Source organism: Mucilaginibacter sp. (genome assembly GCF_041663085.1).
In the GTDB taxonomy this organism is placed as follows: Bacteria; Bacteroidota; Bacteroidia; order Sphingobacteriales; family Sphingobacteriaceae; genus Mucilaginibacter.
Genome location: NZ_JBAZRC010000009.1, coordinates 12,838 through 32,586 on the forward strand (window position 1 = coordinate 12,838; position 19,749 = coordinate 32,586).

Sequence of the window (19,749 nt, forward strand, 5' to 3'; positions counted from 1 at the left end):
AACTAACCACCTTGTCTTACGATATACAAAGCATCCTCATAAGGGGCTTAATCTTAAAACAAATTGGAAAATAGTATAGTAAAAGCGTCGCAACTATCGCATAAATACAGCCGCGAGTGGGCAATACGCGACATTAACCTCGAAATTAGGAAAGTGGGTGTGCTTGGCTTGCTTGGCTCAAATGGGGCGGGTAAATCAACTACCATGAATATTTTATGCGGCGTGCTTAACCAAACGGAAGGTACGGTGCATATAGATGGTATCGACATCAGGAAAAACCCCGAAGAAGCAAAAATGCATATTGGTTTCCTGCCACAAAATGCGCCCTTGCACCTTGATCTTACCGTAAGTGAATACTTAACTTATTGCGGTTACCTGCGTAACATTAGCAGGCATAACATCAAAGCCGCGGTGTATGCGGCTATGGAACAATGCGGGATAGCTCATTTCCGGTCACGGGTTATCAATAATTTAAGCGGTGGCTACCGCCAGAGGGTGGGTATTGCTCAAAGCATTATTCATCGCCCCAAATTAGTGGTGCTGGATGAGCCTACAAACGGCCTCGACCCTAACCAGATACTGGAAGTACGCAAGCTGATAAAAGAAATAGCAACAGAGCGGGCTGTTATTTTCTCGTCGCATATATTATCTGAAGTTCAGGCAACCTGCGATGATATCCGCATGATAGAAGGCGGCAGGATGGTTTTCGCCGATACCATGTCAGCATTTAACAATTACATATTGCCTAACTCACTTTTGGTTTATATGCGTAATCCACCGCCAATGAAAACCCTGGCCGGTATTACAGGCATTACCCAAACAGAACTTTTGAACGACGGGGGAATCCGCTTACACTTTGATACCAGTATGCAAGTTTCTTCCAGAATTATTGAGATGGCCGTAACCAATGACTGGCAGCTAACCGAGATCATGCTGGAGAAAAGCAGCCTCGACGAGATCTTCGCCCAATTATCAAACAAAACTCCTAAAGCTTTATGATCAAGATATTTAAAATAGCCCGGCTGGAGATCAGCATTCTTTTTTATTCGCCCGTTGCCTGGCTGGTATTGGCCATATTTATGGTGCAGGCCGGCACAGGTTTTTTTGGCATGCTGGGCAGTTTCCAGGAACTTTTTATGATGGGCGAGCGGGCAAATAATCTAACACAGCTTCTTTTCCCGGGCATAAACGGCCTGTTTGATAAAGTGCTGCAAACGCTGTATTTATATATACCGCTGCTTACGATGGGGCTTGTCAGCCGCGAGATCAGCAGCGGGTCCATCAAACTACTGCTATCGTCCCCTGTGAAAATAAGGGAGATTATACTGGGTAAATACCTGGCTATAATATACTATGCGTTAATGCTGATAGGCATTTTAGGCATTTACAGTTTCATAGGCGCGTCAATAATAAAAGATGCTGATGTCGGCCTTATTTGCGCGGGCTTGTTATCGCTTTTCCTGCTTACGGCTACTTATGCCGCTATCGGCCTGTTCATGTCAAGCCTTACGGGTTACCAGGTAGTTGCTGCAATAAGCACACTTGCAGTATTTGCGGTTCTAAAGTATGTTGGCAGCCTTGGGCAAAGTATCGATTTTGTGAGGGACCTTACTTATTTCCTGTCGTTATCCGGCCGTACCGAAAATATGTTGAACGGCCTGATTGCTTCCGGCGACGTTATTTATTACCTGCTTATTATTTCGTTGTTCCTGGGCTTAACCATCCTGCGCCTTAAAGCCGGGCGCGAAGCAAAAGCGTTTACGGTGCAGGTGGGTAAATACCTGGCGCTGATAGTAGTTGTTTTGCTGGGTGGCTATATTAGTTCGAGGCCGTTAAATATTCTTTATTGGGATGTTACCGCTCAAAAATCTGAAACATTAACACCCGCAAGCCAGGCCATAGCCAAACAGATACGTGGGCCGCTTGAAATAACCACTTATGTAAATTTGTTAGATCAGCATGTTTACGCGGGTTTGCCGGTATCCAGAAACACCGACCTATTGCGATTTGAGGATTTCCGCAGGTTTATACCAGGCATTAAAATGAACTATGTTTATTACTATGATGCGACTGACCTGGCGGGTAACCCCAATATGATCTACCAGGGCGATATTAAAGGCCTGAGCGTAAAACAGATTGCAGAAAAAGTGGCGGATAATTTACAGGTTGATCTTAAAGACTTTTTGCCTCCGGGCCAGATCCGCAAGATAATAGATCTGAACCCGGAAGGAAATACGTTTGTGCGCCGATTATCTTATCACGGTAAAAGCAGTTACCTGCGATTGTATAACGAAAACAACCAATTCCCTGAAGAGGCTGAGATAACCGCGGCAATAAAAAAACTGATAACCCCAAACCAAAAAATAGTTTTTGCAGAGGGGGATGACGAACGCAGTATAACCCTAAAAGGTGACAGGAGCTACGAATTGTTTAGCAACGCCCGTAAAAAAAGGAAATCGTTAATAAACCAGGGCTTTGATGTATGTAGCGCGAATCTGAACATTGCAGATGTGCCGGCCGGCACAACCCTATTAATATTAGGCGACCCTGCCAGGCAATTAAGCAGCAACGCAGCCGAACGTATACAGCATTATTTAGCAGCAGGCGGTGATATGCTGATCACAGCCGAGCCACAGCACCGTGCGGTTGTTAACCCGGTTTTACGACAGTTGGGTGTCAGCTTATCAGCAGGTATGATGGTTAACCCGGATAAGAACAGTGCGCCGGATGTTGTAAATAGTGTATATACGGGTACATACCATCAGTTTTTTGAGCAAATGAATAATCCATATGCAACGGTAGCTATGCCATCTGCAGCTATGCTTCAAGTGCAGCAAAAAGGGTTTAACGTTGATACCTTGCTGCAAAGTGGTACTAATGGATGGAACAAGATAAATGCATTTGACCCCTCATCTACATCGGTGACCTATGAGCCGCAACAAGGAGATGAAAAAGGCAGCAAACCCTTGATGCTGACACTGACCCGAAAGGTGGGAAACAAACAGCAAAAGATATTGATAAGCGGCGATGCGGATTTTATGAGCGATAATATAATGGCCCAGGCTTATAATTTCCCATTTATTAATGGCATTTTTAGGTGGTTTAGTGATGGGGCCTTCCCTGTAACGGTGAAACGCCCGGCGCCAACGGACAACGCGATCCTGGCAAACCGGAAGCAACTGTCGGTTTACAGGTGGGTTACACTTTGGGGTTTACCGGCATTAATAATTGTCTGCGGGGCTGCACTGCTGCTGATCAGGAAAAGAAAATAAAAAAGTGATACCTCCTGCCGGGGGTGTTGACTGTCTTACGTTTAGATTGAGTTATGGCAGAATTGAACAAAGAAGAGGTAAGGGTGATGCTGGAGAATTTCAGGCTGGGAAAGGCTACCGAAAAGGAGCAGGCCCTGCTGGAAACATGGTACTTAACCTACCGTGAAGAAGGCGCCGAAATCCCGGATATGGCAGAACGCCTTACAGCGGTTGATCTGGTATGGACTAAACTGGAGAATGAACATCGCCCCGTTAAAATAATGGTAAGGTGGCGTTCCATAGCGGCGGCCGCTATTTTGATCTTATCGGCAGGCACTTATTTTATATGGCAATTTACCCACGCGCCAATCACTGTAAGCGAGTTGGCAGGCACTAAAAAAGATATAGCGCCGGGTACCAATAAAGCAACCCTTACGATAGCGGGCAGTGGTACAGTTGTACTGGATTCTACAAGGGCAGGTATCGAAGTTCATTCCGGTGACCTTACTTATGATGACAATACTAAGATCAACGCGAATTTGACTACCGATACTAAAATGCTAACGCTGCAAACCCCCAAGGGGGGCACTTACAGGTTAGTATTGCCGGATGGCTCTATAGTTTGGCTGAATGCGGCATCGCGGTTGGTTTTCCCGTCTACCTTTAATGGCCAAAAACAACGAGAAGTTGAGCTGAGCGGCGAAGGTTACTTTGAAGTAGCAAAAAATAAGGCGGTACCATTTATTGTAAAAAGCCATGGCCAAAAAGTAGAAGTGCTGGGTACCCATTTTGATATAAACAGCTATGATGATGAACCGCTTACCAAAACAACCTTGCTTGAAGGCCGTGTGCGTATCGGTACAACCATATTAAAGCCTGGTGAGCAGGCAGAAAAAAGTGATGCGGGCATTCATATTGTGCCTGCAGATATTGATGAAGTAATGGGCTGGAAAAACAATTACATTGTTTTCCAGGACGAGAAGATAGAAAATGTAATGCGTAAGATAAGCCGGTGGTATGATGTAGAAGTTGTTTACGAAGGCGAAATGCCGACAGATGATTTTGGCGGCCGGGTAAATAAACGCTTCTACATTTCGCAGGTGCTTAAAAAACTCGAATTGACCAATAAAGTGCACTTTAAAGTAGCAGGAAGGAGGATTATCGTAACAAAATAATACTACTTACAACGGTAATCCAAAAGAAAAGCCAGATGTGGTTGCAACACAGCTGGCTAATGCCTGGTATTACGCCAATAAAATTCCTCATTGTATCAACTTATTAACCAGACTTAACAAATGTATAAAAATTATACTATCAAATTTGGCGTGCCCAATGCGCACGTTCGTAAAGTACTGCTGATTATGCGATTGACGACATTTTTACTGTTCATGATGTTCTTACGGGTATCCGCGACAGGCTTTGCGCAGCAGATCTCGCTTAGTGAAAAAGATGTTCCGTTAAAGGTGATCATATCTAAAATACAGCAACAGAGCAATTTCGACTTTGTATATACCGCCCAGCAACTTAAAAACACCACCAGGGTTAGCGTAAACTTAAAATATGCCGATATAAAAACCGTGTTGGACCTGATCCTGAAAGATCAGCCGCTGGCTTATACCATTGATGACAATACCATCGTATTAAAAGATAAACCCATTACAACCGCGGCTATAAATTTTATTGATGTAAGCGGTTCTGTTTCTAACGGTCAGGGCACCGGTTTACCCGGTGCCACCATCAGGCTAAGAGGAACGCAAATCCAGGTTGCTACAGACCAGGCCGGCGGGTATAAATTACTGAGGGTGCCTGATAACGGTCACCTGGTATTTTCCTACATCGGTTACCAATCTGATACCGTTGCTATAAATGGCCGCACAAAAATTGACGTGATCTTAAAAGAGTCGGCCATGGAAATGAAGAGTGTGGCTATCGTTTCTACCGGTTTGCAGGACCTGCCAAAAGAAAGGGCTACCGGTTCGTTCGAGGTGATTACCAGGGAGCAGTTACAGCACAGTACCGATCCTAACCTGATAAGGCGCCTGGAAGGTATTACTACATCGCTTGATTTTCGTAATGATTTGCGTACCAATAATTCAGCAAACCCGAATGCAAGGCAGTCGCCGCTGGCCAACTTAACCATTCGCGGTAAAAATACGCTGAATGAATCGGCTAATGCTGATCTGAACGGTAATTATAGCGGGCAGGTTTTGGTGGTGATCGATGGCATTGCCAGCCCGTATTCTATTGATAAGGTTAACCCGAATGATGTAGAAAGTGTAACTATATTGAAAGATGCGGCAGCAGCATCCATTTGGGGATCGCGTGCGGCAAACGGGGTATTGGTTATTAAAACCAAGCGCGGTGGTTACAACCGCGCACCGCGCATTACTTTTAACAGCAACATAAATATTACCGAAAAGGTAGATCTGTTTTACAATAAAACCATGAGCGTGTCTGACTATATAGATGCGCAGGCAGCCTATTTTGAACAGCAGAACAGGCCATTACCAGATCTGAGCATATCACACCTTTACGGGCAGGAAATAAAATCGCCGGTGGCCGAGATCGTTGACGCCTGGAAATTTAAAGGCACTTTAACAGATGCACAGGCCAAAACACAATTAGACGCCTTAAGGGGCAATGATATCAGGAAAGACTACGACAAATACTTCCTGAGAAATGCCGTAACCCAAAGCTACTCTTTAGGCCTTGACGGTGGCACTGAAACATTTAACTACCGCTTATCTGGCGGCTTGGATAAGGGTATTAACAACACCAAAAATTCTGATTATAACCGGCTGGCTTTAGGTTACTCTATGGCAATACGCCCCTTTACCGGCTTAGAGTTACAGGGAAATATCAGCTATAATGTTCAGCGTAATAACGAACAGGCAGCATCCAACAGGATAACCGGGGCAACCGACGCTACATTTTATCCTTACTCGCGCCTGGCCGATGACAACGGCAACTATCTGGAACTGCCAAAATTATACCGCCAGGGCTTTGCCGATGCGGTGAAAAATGCTTACGGCGACAAATTTCTGAGTTATAGCTATGTGCCGCTTAATGATATCAACGAAGGCTATAACAAGCTTAAATCGCAAAACCTGAATGTGAATTTTAGTGCTAACTACAAAATATTAAGCGGTTTAAGCGCGCAGGTTACCTACAACTACAACTCGGGCCGCAATGATGATAATACACTGTATAGGCAAAATTCATTTTACATGCGGAATATGATCAATTATTTCACTACTTCGCCCGAATCTGTAGACCCTATGACTTTTGACCCGGTGGCGCCGTACAACCGGCAGTTGCCGCTTGGCGGGCAGTACTCCACCATTTTAACAACCTCAAACAACCATACGCTAAGAGGGCAGTTAAATTTTGATCATACATGGAAAGAGAAACACGAGCTATCGATGATCGCGGGTTTTGATATTGCGCAGGCATACAGCATCGCAAAAAGCGATGGCTACTATGGTTATGATGAAAAAACGCTGTATACCAATAATAAGCTGGATTATAAAACCATGATACCTATAGCATTTGCAGAAGATTTTAGCGGGTACAATGGGGAATATATCCAAAACCTATCAACGGGTTTTGTTGATAACAAGATCCGTACACTGAGCTACTATACTAATGCGGCTTATACCTATGACAGGAGATATACCCTTTCGGCAAGTTTACGTAAGGACCTTTCGAGCGAGTTTGGCCGTGGTACCAACCAAAACGGCACGCCATATTACTCCGTAGGTGGCGCCTGGAACATCAACAATGAAAGCTTTTACCACTGGGCGTTGGTGCCATCGCTTACCCTTCGTACCACATACGGCTACAACGGTAACGTAAACCCATCTATTATTGCCAGGCCTTTAATTACCTACTCAACATCAAATAACCAGTATACCAACCTGCCTTATGCTTACACTACATTTGGTACGGGTATAACAAACAGCCAGTTGCGGCCGGAGCGGACAGGCGTGTTTAACATCGGGTTAGATTTCCTGATCCGGGGTAACAGGTTATCAGGTAATATCCAATACTACAGCAAAAAAACCACCGACCTGATCGCCGGCGGTGCGCTCGATCCGAGCACCGGTTATACCAATATCGATTACAACACGGGTAATCTTCAGGGGCATGGTTTAGAGGTAACATTAAACTCGCTGAACCTGCAGTTAAACAAGTTTAAGTGGAACAGTAATTTGCTGTTTGCCTATAATCGTGTTAAAGTAACCAAGTTATACGCAAGCGCTGCCAGCCAGGCGGGCAACACTGTAAATAACGGTTCCGGTTCGTATAACGAAGGTTATGACCTCTCGCGTTTATTCGGTTATGAATGGGCGGGGCTTGATCCGCAAACCGGCGACCCGCGTGGTTATTTAGACGGCAAGGCCGTAAGCATTTCCAACTCGGTGGAAGGCGACAACAATTATAAGGCTATCCAAAATGCGCCCCTAAATACGCTTAAATACTTTGGCAGCGCTGTACCGGTTTATTACGGTTCATTCAGGAACACGTTTACCTATGCCTCTTTCGCAGTATCGGCTAACCTGCTTTATAAATTCGGCTATTATGTTCGCAGGCCACAGGCGCAGGTCGTTAATTACGGTTCGCTATATGCAGGCAATTCGCTACAGGCTATTGAGTATAACAACAGGTGGCAAAAACCAGGCGATGAGGCAACGACAAACGTACCATCGGCTGTAATGTCAACCGGTAACACCAACCGCGATAACTTTTATTACTACTCGTCGGTAAATGTGGTGAAGGGCGATCATATCCGCTTGCAGGAGATCAACCTGTCATACACCTTTAAAGTAGGGCAGGGCAGCTTTATTAAAAACCCAAGGCTATATGGTAACATCAGTAACCTGGGCATCATCTGGCGCGCTAACGATAAAGGGATAGACCCGGAGGTATTTGATTACCCTTTGCCGCGCACTTATAGTCTTGGTTTTTCAGCTAACTTTTAATCGCACAAGTCATGAAAAATTACATCAAATATATCTTTGCTTTTGTGTGTATAACAATGGTGTCTGCTTGTCAAAAATATGTCGACATCAAAAAAAGCGGGTCACAGTCGTTTATCGAAACCACAAATGATATCCAGCTTATATTGGATAATTACGACCTGTTCAATGTTAACTATCCTCTGGACGGAGAAATCTCTGCCGATGATTATTACATGGACGATAACCGCTACAACTCTGACGTTATCCAGGCAGAAGATAAAGCCCTGTACATCTGGCAGCCAACTGCTATCCGTGCATCGGCAACTGCTTGGGTTGCTTCTTATAATAAAATATACCACTGCAACCTGATACTGGAAGCTTTGGATAAACTACAGCCAACAGACCCGCCCGCGGTTGTAAATAACCTGCGTGGCAGCGCCTTATTTCTTCGCGCATATGCTTTATGGCCACTGGCGCAAATCTATATTAAGCCATATAGTGATGCCAATTTGCAGGAACCCGGGTTACCTATCCATACCAAATCCGACATTAATGACGTGCCGGGCAGGGGTACGGTTAAACAAACCTATGATGCCATTATAAAAGACCTCGGGGAAGCGGCCGGGTTGCTGAATGCTGCATCCAGTATTGCTTCGCGCCCAAACAAGGCTGCGGCTTATGCTATGCTGGCCCGTGTTTATTTATCTATGGGAGATTACCCAAATGCGTTAGCCAGCGCAGATGCTGCGTTAAAGATCAAAAACGACCTGATCAATTTTAACACCCTTAACCCGGATAGTTACAATCCGTTCCCGCGTTTTAATAAGGAGGTTATTTTCCACTCCGTGATCGATCAGCAAAACAGTGTTTTAGAGGTGGGTTATGGCGATGAAGATAAAGCGCTGATAGCTCCTGAAATTGTTAACGCTTACCAGGATAACGACCTGCGGAAACAATTATATGTTAAGGAAAACCTTGACGTGCCTGATCCGTCGGGTACCTATCGTTTCATTGGCAACTATGAAGGTGCGGTAGGCTCGGCCGCATTATTTAATGGCCTTGCCGTAGATGAGCTGTACCTGATAAGGGCGGAGTGTTACGCCCGCGCCAATCAAACAGCCAGTGCGGTTAGTGATATGAACAAGTTGTTGGTCACCCGATGGTCTACCGGTACGTATCCTGGCTTTAGCGCCGGCAATGCGGATGATGCCCTTACCGAGATCCTTTTGGAACGCCGTAAAGAACTTTTAATGCGCGGCTTAAGGTGGACTGACCTGCGAAGGTTAAATATGGAAAACCGTTTTGCAAAAACGCTTGCCCGTAGCGTTAACGGGAGGGCTTATACGCTTCCTGCTAATGACCCGCGTTATACATTACTGATACCGCAGGAAGTGATCACCTTTTCTAAACTACCGCAAAACATCCGGTAAAATTATTTATCCTAACCGCCCGTAAGCTTAACAGGCTACGGGCGGTTATCAAGCTAAATTATGATCAAAAAAATCATAACTGTCCTTTTGCTATGCGCAATTGGTACGGTTGCAACTGCTCAACCTCCTGCAATTCCGTTAGATGCCGCCGTAAGGACCGGCAAATTAAAAAACGGGTTTACTTATTATATCCGCCATAATCAAACACCAAAAAACAGGGCGCAGTTTTACCTTGTAAACAAGATTGGTTCCATTCTGGAGGATGACGACCAACTGGGCCTGGCACATTTTGTAGAACATATGACGTTTAACGGTTCGCGTAATTTCCCCAAAAATACCATGATGAACTACCTGCAAACAGCAGGGGTACGGTTTGGGGCTGATGTAAATGCCTATACAGGGTACGACGAAACCGTTTACCAGCTGCCACTACCAACCGATAACAAGGATCTGGTAAGCAAAGGGCTGCAGATAGTTCATGACTGGGCACAAAGTGCGACGCTTGATCCGGCAGAGATAGACAAAGAACGCGGGGTGATACTGGAAGAGAAACGACTGGGCAAAGGTGCTACAGACCGCCTGCAAAAGCAATACTATCCGATGCTTTTGAATCACTCCAGGTACGCAGCGCGTAACCCAATAGGCACGGATGAGATCCTGAAAAATTTTAAACCTGCGTCGATAAAACAGTTTTATCATGACTGGTACCGCCCGGACCTGCAGGCGCTGATCATCGTTGGTGATATTGATGCAGTTGATATGGAACAAAAAGTTAAAGCACTATTTGCCGACCTTAAAAACCCGGTTACTGAAAGAAAGCGCGCGGAATATGCCATACTGCTAACCGGTAAAAATCAATTCATTGCATTAACGGATAAAGAAGTAACCGGCACTATTGCCGAGGTTATTATTAAACACAAGGCGCCTGTTATGAAAGCCGCTGCGGATTACAAAGATTTGCTTACCCGCCAGTTATTCAACAGCATGCTGGCAAGTCGTTTTAATGAGTTATCCCGTAAACCAGGTCAGGTTTATCTATCCGCAAATGCAGGTATTAAAGATTTTTTAGGTGGACTGGATACTTACCGCGCTACAGTGGCAGTTAAACCCGGAGAGTTAAAAAAGGGTTTTATAGCCATGTGGTACGAAACTGAGCGGCTGAAAGCATTAGGTTTTAGCGCCGAAGAACTGGAACGGGCCAAACAAAATTTAAAAGAACAGCTTGAAAATGTTTACCGGGAAAGGGATAAAATTTCTTCAGAAAATTATGTACAGGAATACCTGGCGCATTTTTTAAAGAATGAGGCCTCCCCGGGTATCGAAGGGGAATATAAGCTGATGAACATTTATATGCCACGTATCAAACTGAATGATTTTAACACATTAATAGGCAATTATCTGCAGGAGAATAACCGGGACATTATTATCACAGCGCCCGCTGACACGCAAAAGGATCTTCCCCGGAAAGAGGACATGGATAAATGGATAGCTGAGGTAAAAAGCATGCCTATGCTGCCATTCATGACACAAAAGGTATCATCCGAATTGCTTTCAATGAAACCGGTTGCGGGGAAAGTGGTAAGCGAAGAAAAGGACAGCAAAGAGGGGATAACCACCCTAACCTTATCAAACGGTGTAAAAATTATCATCAAACCAACTGCCTTTAAAAACAACCAGGTACTATTCAGAGGGTTTTCAACCGGCGGTACGTCATTGTATGATGACAGGGATTACCCGTCTGCAACGAATGCGGCATCTATTATTTCGGCGGCAGGGGTAGGCAACCTAAACGCTAACGAACTTGACCGCTTTGTTGCCAATAAGGAACTGGAGGTCCGTCCATACATTGCCGAACGTTACCAGGGCATTACCGGCGGAAGCTCTGTTAAGGATTTTGAAGTGGCCATGTCATTGGTATATGCTTATCTCACACAGCCCCAAAAAGATTCATCGCTGTATAAAACCATGATGGACCGTTCCCGGGCCAGGTATAACAACAGGGCTAACGATCCCGGTAGCGTATATAACGATACGGTATCGGCTGTGTTGGGTAATCATAACATCCGCCGTACCGGCCCGTCTATCAAAAAGCTAGACATGGTAAACCTCGACAGGGCCTATGAGATCTATAAAGAAAGATTTGCCAATGCAGGTAACATGGTATTTGTGTTTACAGGCAGTATTGATATCGCCACAGCAAAACCCATATTTGAAAAATACCTTGGGTCCTTGCCTCGCACGCAAACAGCAGATAAAGCTAGAGACCTTGATCTTGCTATCCCGGCAGGAGAAATTTCTAAAACGGTTTATAAAGGCAAAGAGGCCAAAGCATCGGTGCTGCTGGTATATTCGGGCAAGTATGATTATGATCAGCATAACAACATCTTGTTTGATGCCCTGCGCGAAACGCTTAACATTCGCTTATTGGAAACATTACGAGAAGAGGAAAGTGGCGTATACAGCCCGAGGGTTGAACTGACAACAACAAAAGATCCCGGTTCAAAATTTACCTTAACCATCCAGTTTGGTTGTGCCCCTGCTAATGTAGATAAATTAATTGCCACGGCTAAGGCAGAAGTTGCCGCATTGGCAAACAGTGGCCCACGACTCGAAAATATAAATAAATGGCAGGTTGAGTGGATCAGACAGCGCGAGCTGGATGTTAATGAAAACTCGTGGTGGTTAAATTACCTGGTAGATAAACTGCAAAGTGGCGGCAAGCCGGAAGAAAACACCAACGACCAAGTATTTGTTAATGCAGCCAGTCTGGCCGAGTTAAAAGATATGGCCCGAAAATACATGCAAAACGGCAACTTTATAAAATTGGTGCTCCTGCCTGAACAGGAATAAGTAACATAAGCCGTAGCTTAAAGAACATTTTTCATTACGTAAAATGAATCAGTTATAGTTAGTTTAAAAGCGCTGCCCGCAAGGGGCGGCGCTTTTTACGGCATAATGATAATTAAAATGGCAAATCATCTTCGTCCCCGCCTGCAGTAATTACAGTTGATTTGGTGTCCTGTCTTTCCGTAAAATCCGCACATACCCAACAACTAAATTTGATCTGCCTTTATTAGCAATCCCATGGATTTTAAAGATCCGATAGTACAATTAGCCTCGCGCGTATAAAAACTACTGCCGCAGCTTAAAACTGAAGAAGCCACCTCCACTTACACCGTCATTATTGAGGGAACCGACATGAATGGCGGCCTCGGATACCAGACCGGAAAGATCACCATTGGAACGAAAAAGAATGTCAGATGAGACCCCCAAAAAAATACTCCTGATCGTTTGCTAATATGGTGAACTTCCATGGTATTTCAGGTACTTTATCCATTCCTGTAAGTACAATGCCACAATAGATTTCCTGATCATTACATATGATACGACATATAAAAGACCGATATCATATAATGTACGTTTTGTTTATAAAACGCTCAAGGACCTAAGCAGCTTGGTCGGTACAAAAATGGGTTTTGAGGTAGCGATCCTTTACGGGTATAAACTCTGCGATTTTAAACCGGCTTATTGATTTATATTCTCAGAATTTATAAGTCAGTATGACTTTTGGGGGCACTGTGACATTGACATCATCTTCGGCGATATACGCACATTTATAACAGATGATTTACTGGATAACCATGACCTGATAAGCGTTCGGTATGATTGGTTTTCCGGATGCTTCCTGCTATATAAAAACACTAAAAAAATAAACCTGCTTTTCAGACACAGCAGGAATTACAACCATGTATTTACCAGTGAGAAGCACTATTGCTTTGACGAAACCAACTTTGCGAACGATGAACTTACGGCCGGCAAAACCTATGAGGAGATCCATACGGAGATCAAAAGCATAACGAATGTGGTGAAGCGGCTGGAAGCCGAAAATGAAATAGCCCCCTTTTTCGATTTCTTTATTATCGAAGGATTGCCGGGTAAATTAAGATGGGACCAGGAAATTTTTTTTTACCGCAACTGATACGAGGTGCTTTTTACCACTGAAATTTTCAAGTTAAATATTGGAAAGCCTGCTTTATTTCTCCCCCGGATACATTAGATAGCAGGCGAACAGAGATTTTGGGAACTGAGAAGGCATCATTTTTTTTAGATGTACATTTACTTATGGCACAGGCCAGTACTAAATTACTGCATTTTGTCTATCAGAAATACCTTTTTTCTTAAACTCAGAAGGATTTGTACCCCGATATTTCTTAAAGATCCGATTGAGGTGACTCTTATCTGCGAAGCCAAATTCATCCGCTATTTCGGTGATTCGCATGTTGCTGTGAAGCAAACGATTTTCGATAAGCTTCAACTTATAATTGAGTATGTATTGTTGTAAAGATTCATTGGCTTGTTTTTTGAAATAACTGCCTAAATAGGTTTGGGCAATACCGAAATGTTTACTGATCTGTGCAGCCCTGAGTTTTTCAGGGAAATAGATACTGGCCTGAATATATTGCAGGATATCTATCGCCTTTTTTTCACTCGTCTCATCGATCTTTTCAGGAAATGTGTTAGTAATGTTTCTGGCAATAATGATCAAAAGTGTATTTACCAGCTGCGCGATCAACTCCTGATGATAGACGTCTTGGTGAAGATGTTCACTGATCAGTATATCCATCAGCTGAACAACGTAATTCTTATCATTATCATTTTTTAAGATACATCCAGGTTCATGATGGGCATTTTGGAGGATAGCCTCCAAACGCTGAACAAGGCCATATTCCTTTTTGGACGATTTGACAAATACATTATTAAATCGGATAAAAAAGAATTGGGTTGGCTGGTCGATCTTAAAAATATGTGTGTCATTAGGCGCTACTAAGAAGACATTTCCCGGCTTATAAGAAAACTCATTGTCATTGATACACTGCCTGCCCGTGCCGTCTACGATGTAAATAAGTTCGAAAAATGTGTGCTTATGTAACCCGCGCGGACATTCATCTAAATATTCCTTTAAAACCAGTTCGAAAGGCTGACGCAGGTGATTTTGTTCCATGCTGTAAAAGTACACCTAATTGATGTAAAAGTACAACCAGATAACGCTTTATATTCCTGAGATTTGAATATTCAAAACAACAAGAATTTAATCATTTAATAATAAAACAATGAAAGCATTGATTCTGGAACATTATAATGAGTCTTTCCAACTAAAAGAAATCGAAAAACCAATAGCGTCAAAAGGCCAGGTATTAGTTAAAATTAAGGCTAGCGGCGTCAATCCAATCGATCTGAAGATCAAAAAGGGGCAGGCTGGCCACGCAAAGACAGTTCTTCCTGCTATTCTCGGTATTGATATGTCAGGTGTGGTAGAAGCCGTTGGTGAGGGTGTAACTCATTTTAAACCCGGCGACGAGGTTTATGGTATGACAGGCGGGATTGCCGGCGTACACGGAACGCTATCGGAATATGCTGCAGTCGATGCGGATTTGCTGGCATTAAAACCTAAAAATCTGAGCATGCGTGAAGCAGCGGCAGTACCATTGATATTTATTACCGCCTGGGAAGGTTTAGTAGACCGTGCCAACGTCAGCGAAGGCAAAAGTGTACTTATCCACGGCGGTGCGGGGGGCGTAGGTCATATCGCTGTACAAATTGCAAAAGCGAAGGATGCTCGGGTTTTCACGACCGTTCAAACTGATAAAAATGATCTCATAAAAAAATACGGCGCCACCCCCATTGATTATAAAAACACAACTGTTGAAGAGTACGTGGACAAATATACAAGTGGCGAAGGATTCGACATCATCTATGACACAGTAGGCGGCGAGATTCTTGACGCGTCGTTCAAAGCGGCTAAACAATATTTCGGACACGTGCTGAGTATCCTCGGATGGGGTACCCACAGTATTGCTCCATTATCATTCCATGGTGCGACTTATTCTGGTGTATTTGCCTTGTATCCGCTTATTTCCGGCAAAGCACGCGCACATCATGGTGAGATCTTACGGGAGGCAACTAAACTGATCGAAGCTGGAAAAGTAATTCCACTTGTTGATCAAGTACATTATTCTTTAGAAACTGTAGTCGATGCTTACAATGCACAGGAAAAACGAACAGCAAACGGAAAAGTAGTTATCGATATTGATGAAGTTACCCACGAGTCTGAAAGTAATTTACTTTTTAGTTAATAATGTTTATCCGCTCAATATTTTTGATACACTTCTATGTTCTCAGAAAAGGCTTTTCATATAAATGATAAGATGCAATAGCCACCATCAACATTAGCCTTCGGCCAGCTTCCCAGAGTTTCCGGTCTTGCCGGAACCGATCATAGCTCACGGTATTCCGGAAGCCGGGGAATGTGGCTATGGCTATGCCGAAAGCCGTGTAGATATTGGTCGAGCGTTCGCCGTGCACCCTGTCAAGGTCTGATTTGAAATGAACAACAATGGTTGTAAATGCAAAAGGACGCTCAGTCGGGGCAATAATTGAGGTAATACTGATCCCTTCCACACGAAGAGCATCCTGAATCAGTTCTTTTTCTTTCGGATGATCATGGATTGATTAATTAATTTTTCTGCCTGCGCAGGTACTTGGTCAGGATAACGATGGTCTGCCCGTCGATCTTACCCTCAATTTGGCCGGTGTTATCGCCGACCAGCCGGATGTTCTTCACGACCGTACCCATTTTAGCATTCAGCGAACTCCCTTTGACATCTAGCGAACGAGTTAAAATCACGGTGTCGCCATGCTGCAATTCGTTCCCAAGGCTGTCGCGGTGAACCTCAGCCGGCTCCTCAGCTTCTACGGTAAAGCCTGCCTTTGCCCATGCCAGCAGGTCATCTTCTAGGTAAAGTATTTCGAGGCAACCGGCGGCCCAATCCTCATCTTTCAGGAGGGACAAGATACGCCATGATAAAACCTGCACGGCTGGAACATCGCTCCACATGGCTTCAGCCAGGAAGCGCCAGTAGCGATTGTCAGGTTTGTCGGGTTTTGCCAGTTCGGACTTGCAGCCTAAGCAAACATTTATCTCGTTAGCTGCATAACCGACCGGGGAAACTGTGTACACAGCCAGTTCGCTTGCAGATCGGCAGAGTTCGCAGGTGTTGATTTCGGGTGATCCCGCGTTTAAGGTAATGGTCATCATATAGATTTTGATATGCTATTTATTCACGTATAAAGTTGATCACGACAATACCAAGTAAAATACCCAGCACCATGATCAGGTAGAGCAGGATCTCGTTACCTGCAAATTTTTTATATTTTGTCCAGAAGGAGTAATTGTCGTTTTGTTTTCTCATCGGTAACTTTTCCGCGAAGTTATGGTATAGCGTATTTTACTTTCTTTAAAGAGAATGTACCTAAGCTTAATCGGGCTTTCGGATTATGGATCTATCCAACTCAGGACGGTAATGCACTTTGGGGGACAACCAGTAAAGCAAAATGACCCTGGAATACCGAAAGTTCAATGGCGACAATAACACCAGGCCGATTAGGATTGTGCTCAGGTATAACCACGGTGAATCCGTGTTACCGGTAATCAGCCGCGTTAAAAGGCAAATACTTACGCCTTCCGCAACATTGAACGCGTAACTGACATACATGGCCGCGTAGAAATAGCCGGGCTCGATCTCGAAGATCATTCCACAGGAAGGGCAGTTGATATTGATCCGGTTAGCGCCTAGACGCCAGGCACCTCCCTCAAACATATTGCCCCTTCTGCAACGCGGGCATTTGGCGCCGAGCATGGCTTGCAGCTTTGGTGTTTTACTCATTTTTTTATTATTATTCTTCTTAGAGCAAGGATCCTACAACTCCCCTCTATTCCTTTACCCACATTTTTAGGTACCTGCTGTAGGAATTATCTATTAACGTATAGCCCGCCGGCACCTGCTTGTCAGGCGCATGGTAAGTAACTAGCCTGGTCCCGGCCGGTTTGCTGTTCAGCATTTCCCGTATATGAAAGGTGTAGGTGTTATACAATTCATAAGATGTATGTACGGCGTAATCGATCCGGCTTTCTGGTTCTATATTTTCGTAGAAAGAATTATAAAAATAAAAGTGATCGTATTCATCATAGTTTAAGGAGGTGAGGTTGCCATGCCTGAAATATACATTCTGAACACCGATTTGTTCTTTTGCGGTTTCGGCATACCCAAATAGCTCCTTACGCTGTTCGATCCCATAAAAGCTCGCTTCGGGGTGGTAAACAGCAGCCGCGATACAGAATTTACCGACACCGCTGCCGATATCCAGGACACGTGCTCCCGGACTGGCGAGGAAATTACTGGCTTCCAGCGCAACACCAAGGCCAGTCCAGTGCAGCTGGGAGAGCTCCCGGATATGTGAGGGATATAAAGTGTCGAATGTGGCGTCTTTGCGGAAGTAAGATATATTCAGGGTATCAGTATACATATACGATAGCTTTTTGTATTTGAGGTAAGTTTTATAATTAAACATGCCACTTATTGCCGGATCCATAACTGGAGCAGGGTAAGAAAGGATTGCTCCGCCAGTTCATAATTAGCGGGAATCATTTCTCCGAGGCTCTGGTAAGTCACAATACGTGTGCCGGGTGGTTTATCCTTGAGAACAGCCAACAGGTAACGGTTATAATATTCGTAGAGGCTGTGCGAAGTCTCTATCGTATCGTCGATGGCATTTTTCTGGTCGATATTTTCAAAAAAAGAGTTATAGAAATAAAAGTGATCGAATTCATTGAAATTTATCTGGGTGATATTCGCATGGATAAAGCGGACATTAGGTAAATTAAGGTAGCTGCCGGCCAGGGTGGCGTAATGCACCAGTTCGTGCCGTTGTTCCGCTCCATAGTACTTGCCATTGGGATGGCCGTGTGCCGCTGTGAGGCAAAATTTACCCGTGCCGCTCCCGATGTCCAGGATATTACCGGGTACGTCCAAGTAATCGGCCGCTTTTGTTGCCACAGCTAATGGCGTCCAGTGCGCCATGGAGATCAGTTGCAGGTGTTCCGGGTACAACCAGTCAAATTCCGCATCATTCCGGAAGAAGCAGTCGTTGGGCCGGCGCTTCTCCACCGGGGTGAGCAGCCTTTGCCGGTACGCTTCCGGTTCCGGAGGGAAAGAGGAAAAGGGATAAACATCCATCCTGCAAATTTCCGTCCTCCGGCTGCCCGATGCACCTGAAGGAGATCAGTTCAAAAACTGATCTTTATCAGTTTTGATTTTTCGTAACTTTGACCTATGAGTCTAAACGGGATTTTTCCGATCGACAGGTGGAGTTTTACAACGCATTCGGTGCTGAGCGCGCTTTCTGATCAGGAAACAGCCCTGCTTACCCGGCACCTTACCGAACAGCACCTCTTTAAAGGAGATGTGGTTTTCCGCGAGGGAACGGTGCCTTCCGGTATCTTTCTTGTACGTAGTGGCAGGGTCAAGAAGTACAAGGCGGACCAGCTCGGAAAGGAGCAGATCATTTATGTGGCCGGCCCGGGTGAATTGATGGGCTACCACCCGGTGCTTTCCGGGGAGCGTTATGCGGACTCTGCCGCAGCGATGGAAGATACGATGGTGTCGTTTATTCCAAAAGATGACTTTATGGATATATTAGGCCGGTCGCCAGTTTTCGCGCTCCGCCTGCTAAAGGCAATGAGCCATGAATTCACGGTACTGACCAACACTATCTCTGTGATTGCGCAACGGACAGGTCCCGAGCGGCTGGCGATCGCGCTCATCGTACTACGGGAAAAGTTCAAATACGGATTGAATGATCACGAAGCTATTCCGATCAATATTTCCCGAGCCGACCTGGCGAATATGGCAGGCCTTGCTGAAGAAAACGTGATCCGCCTGCTCAGAGAATTTAAAGCAGAAGGTATACTGTTAACGGAAGGCAGAAAGATCATCATCAAGGATGTACACCTGCTTGTCAAACGGGCTAATTACCGGTAATATTATTTTCGCAATGCTTTGGATGAATCAGGCCAAATGATGTCTCAATACAGGTGACCGTCAATCATCATGATCTTATCTACCGGGACGATGTATGATTTATGGACCCTGTAAAAAGGTGGCCTGGTCGGTTGCTCTTATCTTAAAGGTCGCGCAGGCTCTTGTAGGTCACAAATCTTTGATGGAGTGAAAATGGAAACGTAGTTCTTCAGGCCTTGTATTCCCCGTA

14 protein-coding genes and 1 pseudogene are annotated in these 19,749 nt (G+C 44.6%); 9 read left to right on the forward strand and 6 right to left on the reverse strand.

The annotated features are described in order from the left end of the window. The first annotated feature begins 63 nt into the window (after positions 1-63). The 7 genes and pseudogenes from WC615_RS04095 to WC615_RS04125 form a co-directional block, all read left to right on the forward strand. Positions 64-999, forward strand: coding sequence for an ABC transporter ATP-binding protein (locus WC615_RS04095; RefSeq protein WP_372976863.1), 936 nt, complete (start codon positions 64-66; stop codon positions 997-999). Then, positions 996-3,272 (forward strand): Gldg family protein, encoded by a 2,277-nt coding sequence (locus WC615_RS04100; protein WP_372976864.1) that lies wholly within the window; start codon positions 996-998, stop codon positions 3,270-3,272. The genes WC615_RS04095 and WC615_RS04100 overlap by 4 nt, the downstream gene beginning before the upstream one ends. A gap of 53 nt (positions 3,273-3,325) precedes the next feature. Continuing rightward, the gene (locus WC615_RS04105) at positions 3,326-4,426 is read left to right on the forward strand and encodes a FecR family protein (protein ID WP_372976865.1); all 1,101 of its coding nucleotides are present in this window, start codon (positions 3,326-3,328) and stop codon (positions 4,424-4,426) included. Positions 4,427-4,546: 120 nt separating this feature from the next. After that, on the forward strand, positions 4,547-8,233 hold the full coding sequence (locus WC615_RS04110) for a SusC/RagA family TonB-linked outer membrane protein (protein ID WP_372976866.1): 3,687 nt from the start codon (positions 4,547-4,549) through the stop codon (positions 8,231-8,233). Between the two features lie 11 nt (positions 8,234-8,244). Next, positions 8,245-9,642 (forward strand): RagB/SusD family nutrient uptake outer membrane protein, encoded by a 1,398-nt coding sequence (locus tag WC615_RS04115; protein WP_372976867.1) that lies wholly within the window; start codon positions 8,245-8,247, stop codon positions 9,640-9,642. A gap of 60 nt (positions 9,643-9,702) precedes the next feature. Then, positions 9,703-12,492, forward strand: coding sequence for a M16 family metallopeptidase (locus WC615_RS04120; RefSeq protein ID WP_372976868.1), 2,790 nt, complete (start codon positions 9,703-9,705; stop codon positions 12,490-12,492). A gap of 460 nt (positions 12,493-12,952) precedes the next feature. Then, positions 12,953-13,621: pseudogene (locus WC615_RS04125) on the forward strand (DUF6625 family protein); the annotation flags it as partial. 159 nt (positions 13,622-13,780) lie between these two features. On the opposite strand, the gene WC615_RS04130 reads toward WC615_RS04125, so the two are convergent. Then, positions 13,781-14,644: an AraC family transcriptional regulator gene (locus WC615_RS04130; RefSeq protein ID WP_372976869.1), complete on the reverse strand. Its 864-nt coding sequence runs from the start codon at positions 14,642-14,644 to the stop codon at positions 13,781-13,783. A 109-nt stretch (positions 14,645-14,753) separates the two neighbouring features. Here WC615_RS04130 and WC615_RS04135 point away from each other — a divergent pair, with 109 nt between their 5' ends. After that, on the forward strand, positions 14,754-15,776 hold the full coding sequence (locus tag WC615_RS04135; protein ID WP_372976870.1) for a zinc-dependent alcohol dehydrogenase family protein: 1,023 nt from the start codon (positions 14,754-14,756) through the stop codon (positions 15,774-15,776). 34 nt (positions 15,777-15,810) lie between these two features. Here the strand turns inward: WC615_RS04135 and WC615_RS04140 are convergent, their stop codons facing one another. The 5 genes from WC615_RS04140 to WC615_RS04160 all read right to left on the reverse strand — a co-directional run bounded on the left by WC615_RS04140 (position 15,811) and on the right by WC615_RS04160 (position 18,716). Then, a complete protein-coding gene (locus WC615_RS04140; protein WP_372976871.1) occupies positions 15,811-16,101 on the reverse strand; it encodes a bestrophin family ion channel in 291 nt (96 codons plus the stop codon). A 55-nt stretch (positions 16,102-16,156) separates the two neighbouring features. Next, on the reverse strand, positions 16,157-16,738 hold the full coding sequence (locus WC615_RS04145; protein ID WP_372976872.1) for a PhnA domain-containing protein: 582 nt from the start codon (positions 16,736-16,738) through the stop codon (positions 16,157-16,159). 19 nt (positions 16,739-16,757) lie between these two features. After that, the gene (locus WC615_RS04150) at positions 16,758-16,892 is read right to left on the reverse strand and encodes a hypothetical protein (protein ID WP_372976873.1); all 135 of its coding nucleotides are present in this window, start codon (positions 16,890-16,892) and stop codon (positions 16,758-16,760) included. 520 nt (positions 16,893-17,412) lie between these two features. Further along, positions 17,413-18,051 (reverse strand): class I SAM-dependent methyltransferase, encoded by a 639-nt coding sequence (locus WC615_RS04155; RefSeq protein WP_372976874.1) that lies wholly within the window; start codon positions 18,049-18,051, stop codon positions 17,413-17,415. A gap of 5 nt (positions 18,052-18,056) precedes the next feature. Beyond that, the gene (locus WC615_RS04160; protein ID WP_372976875.1) at positions 18,057-18,716 is read right to left on the reverse strand and encodes a class I SAM-dependent methyltransferase; all 660 of its coding nucleotides are present in this window, start codon (positions 18,714-18,716) and stop codon (positions 18,057-18,059) included. 96 nt (positions 18,717-18,812) lie between these two features. Between WC615_RS04160 and WC615_RS04165 the strand changes: the two genes are divergently transcribed. After that, complete coding sequence (locus WC615_RS04165) at positions 18,813-19,520, forward strand: Crp/Fnr family transcriptional regulator (RefSeq protein ID WP_372976876.1); 708 nt, start codon at positions 18,813-18,815, stop codon at positions 19,518-19,520. Positions 19,521-19,749: the final 229 nt, after the last annotated feature.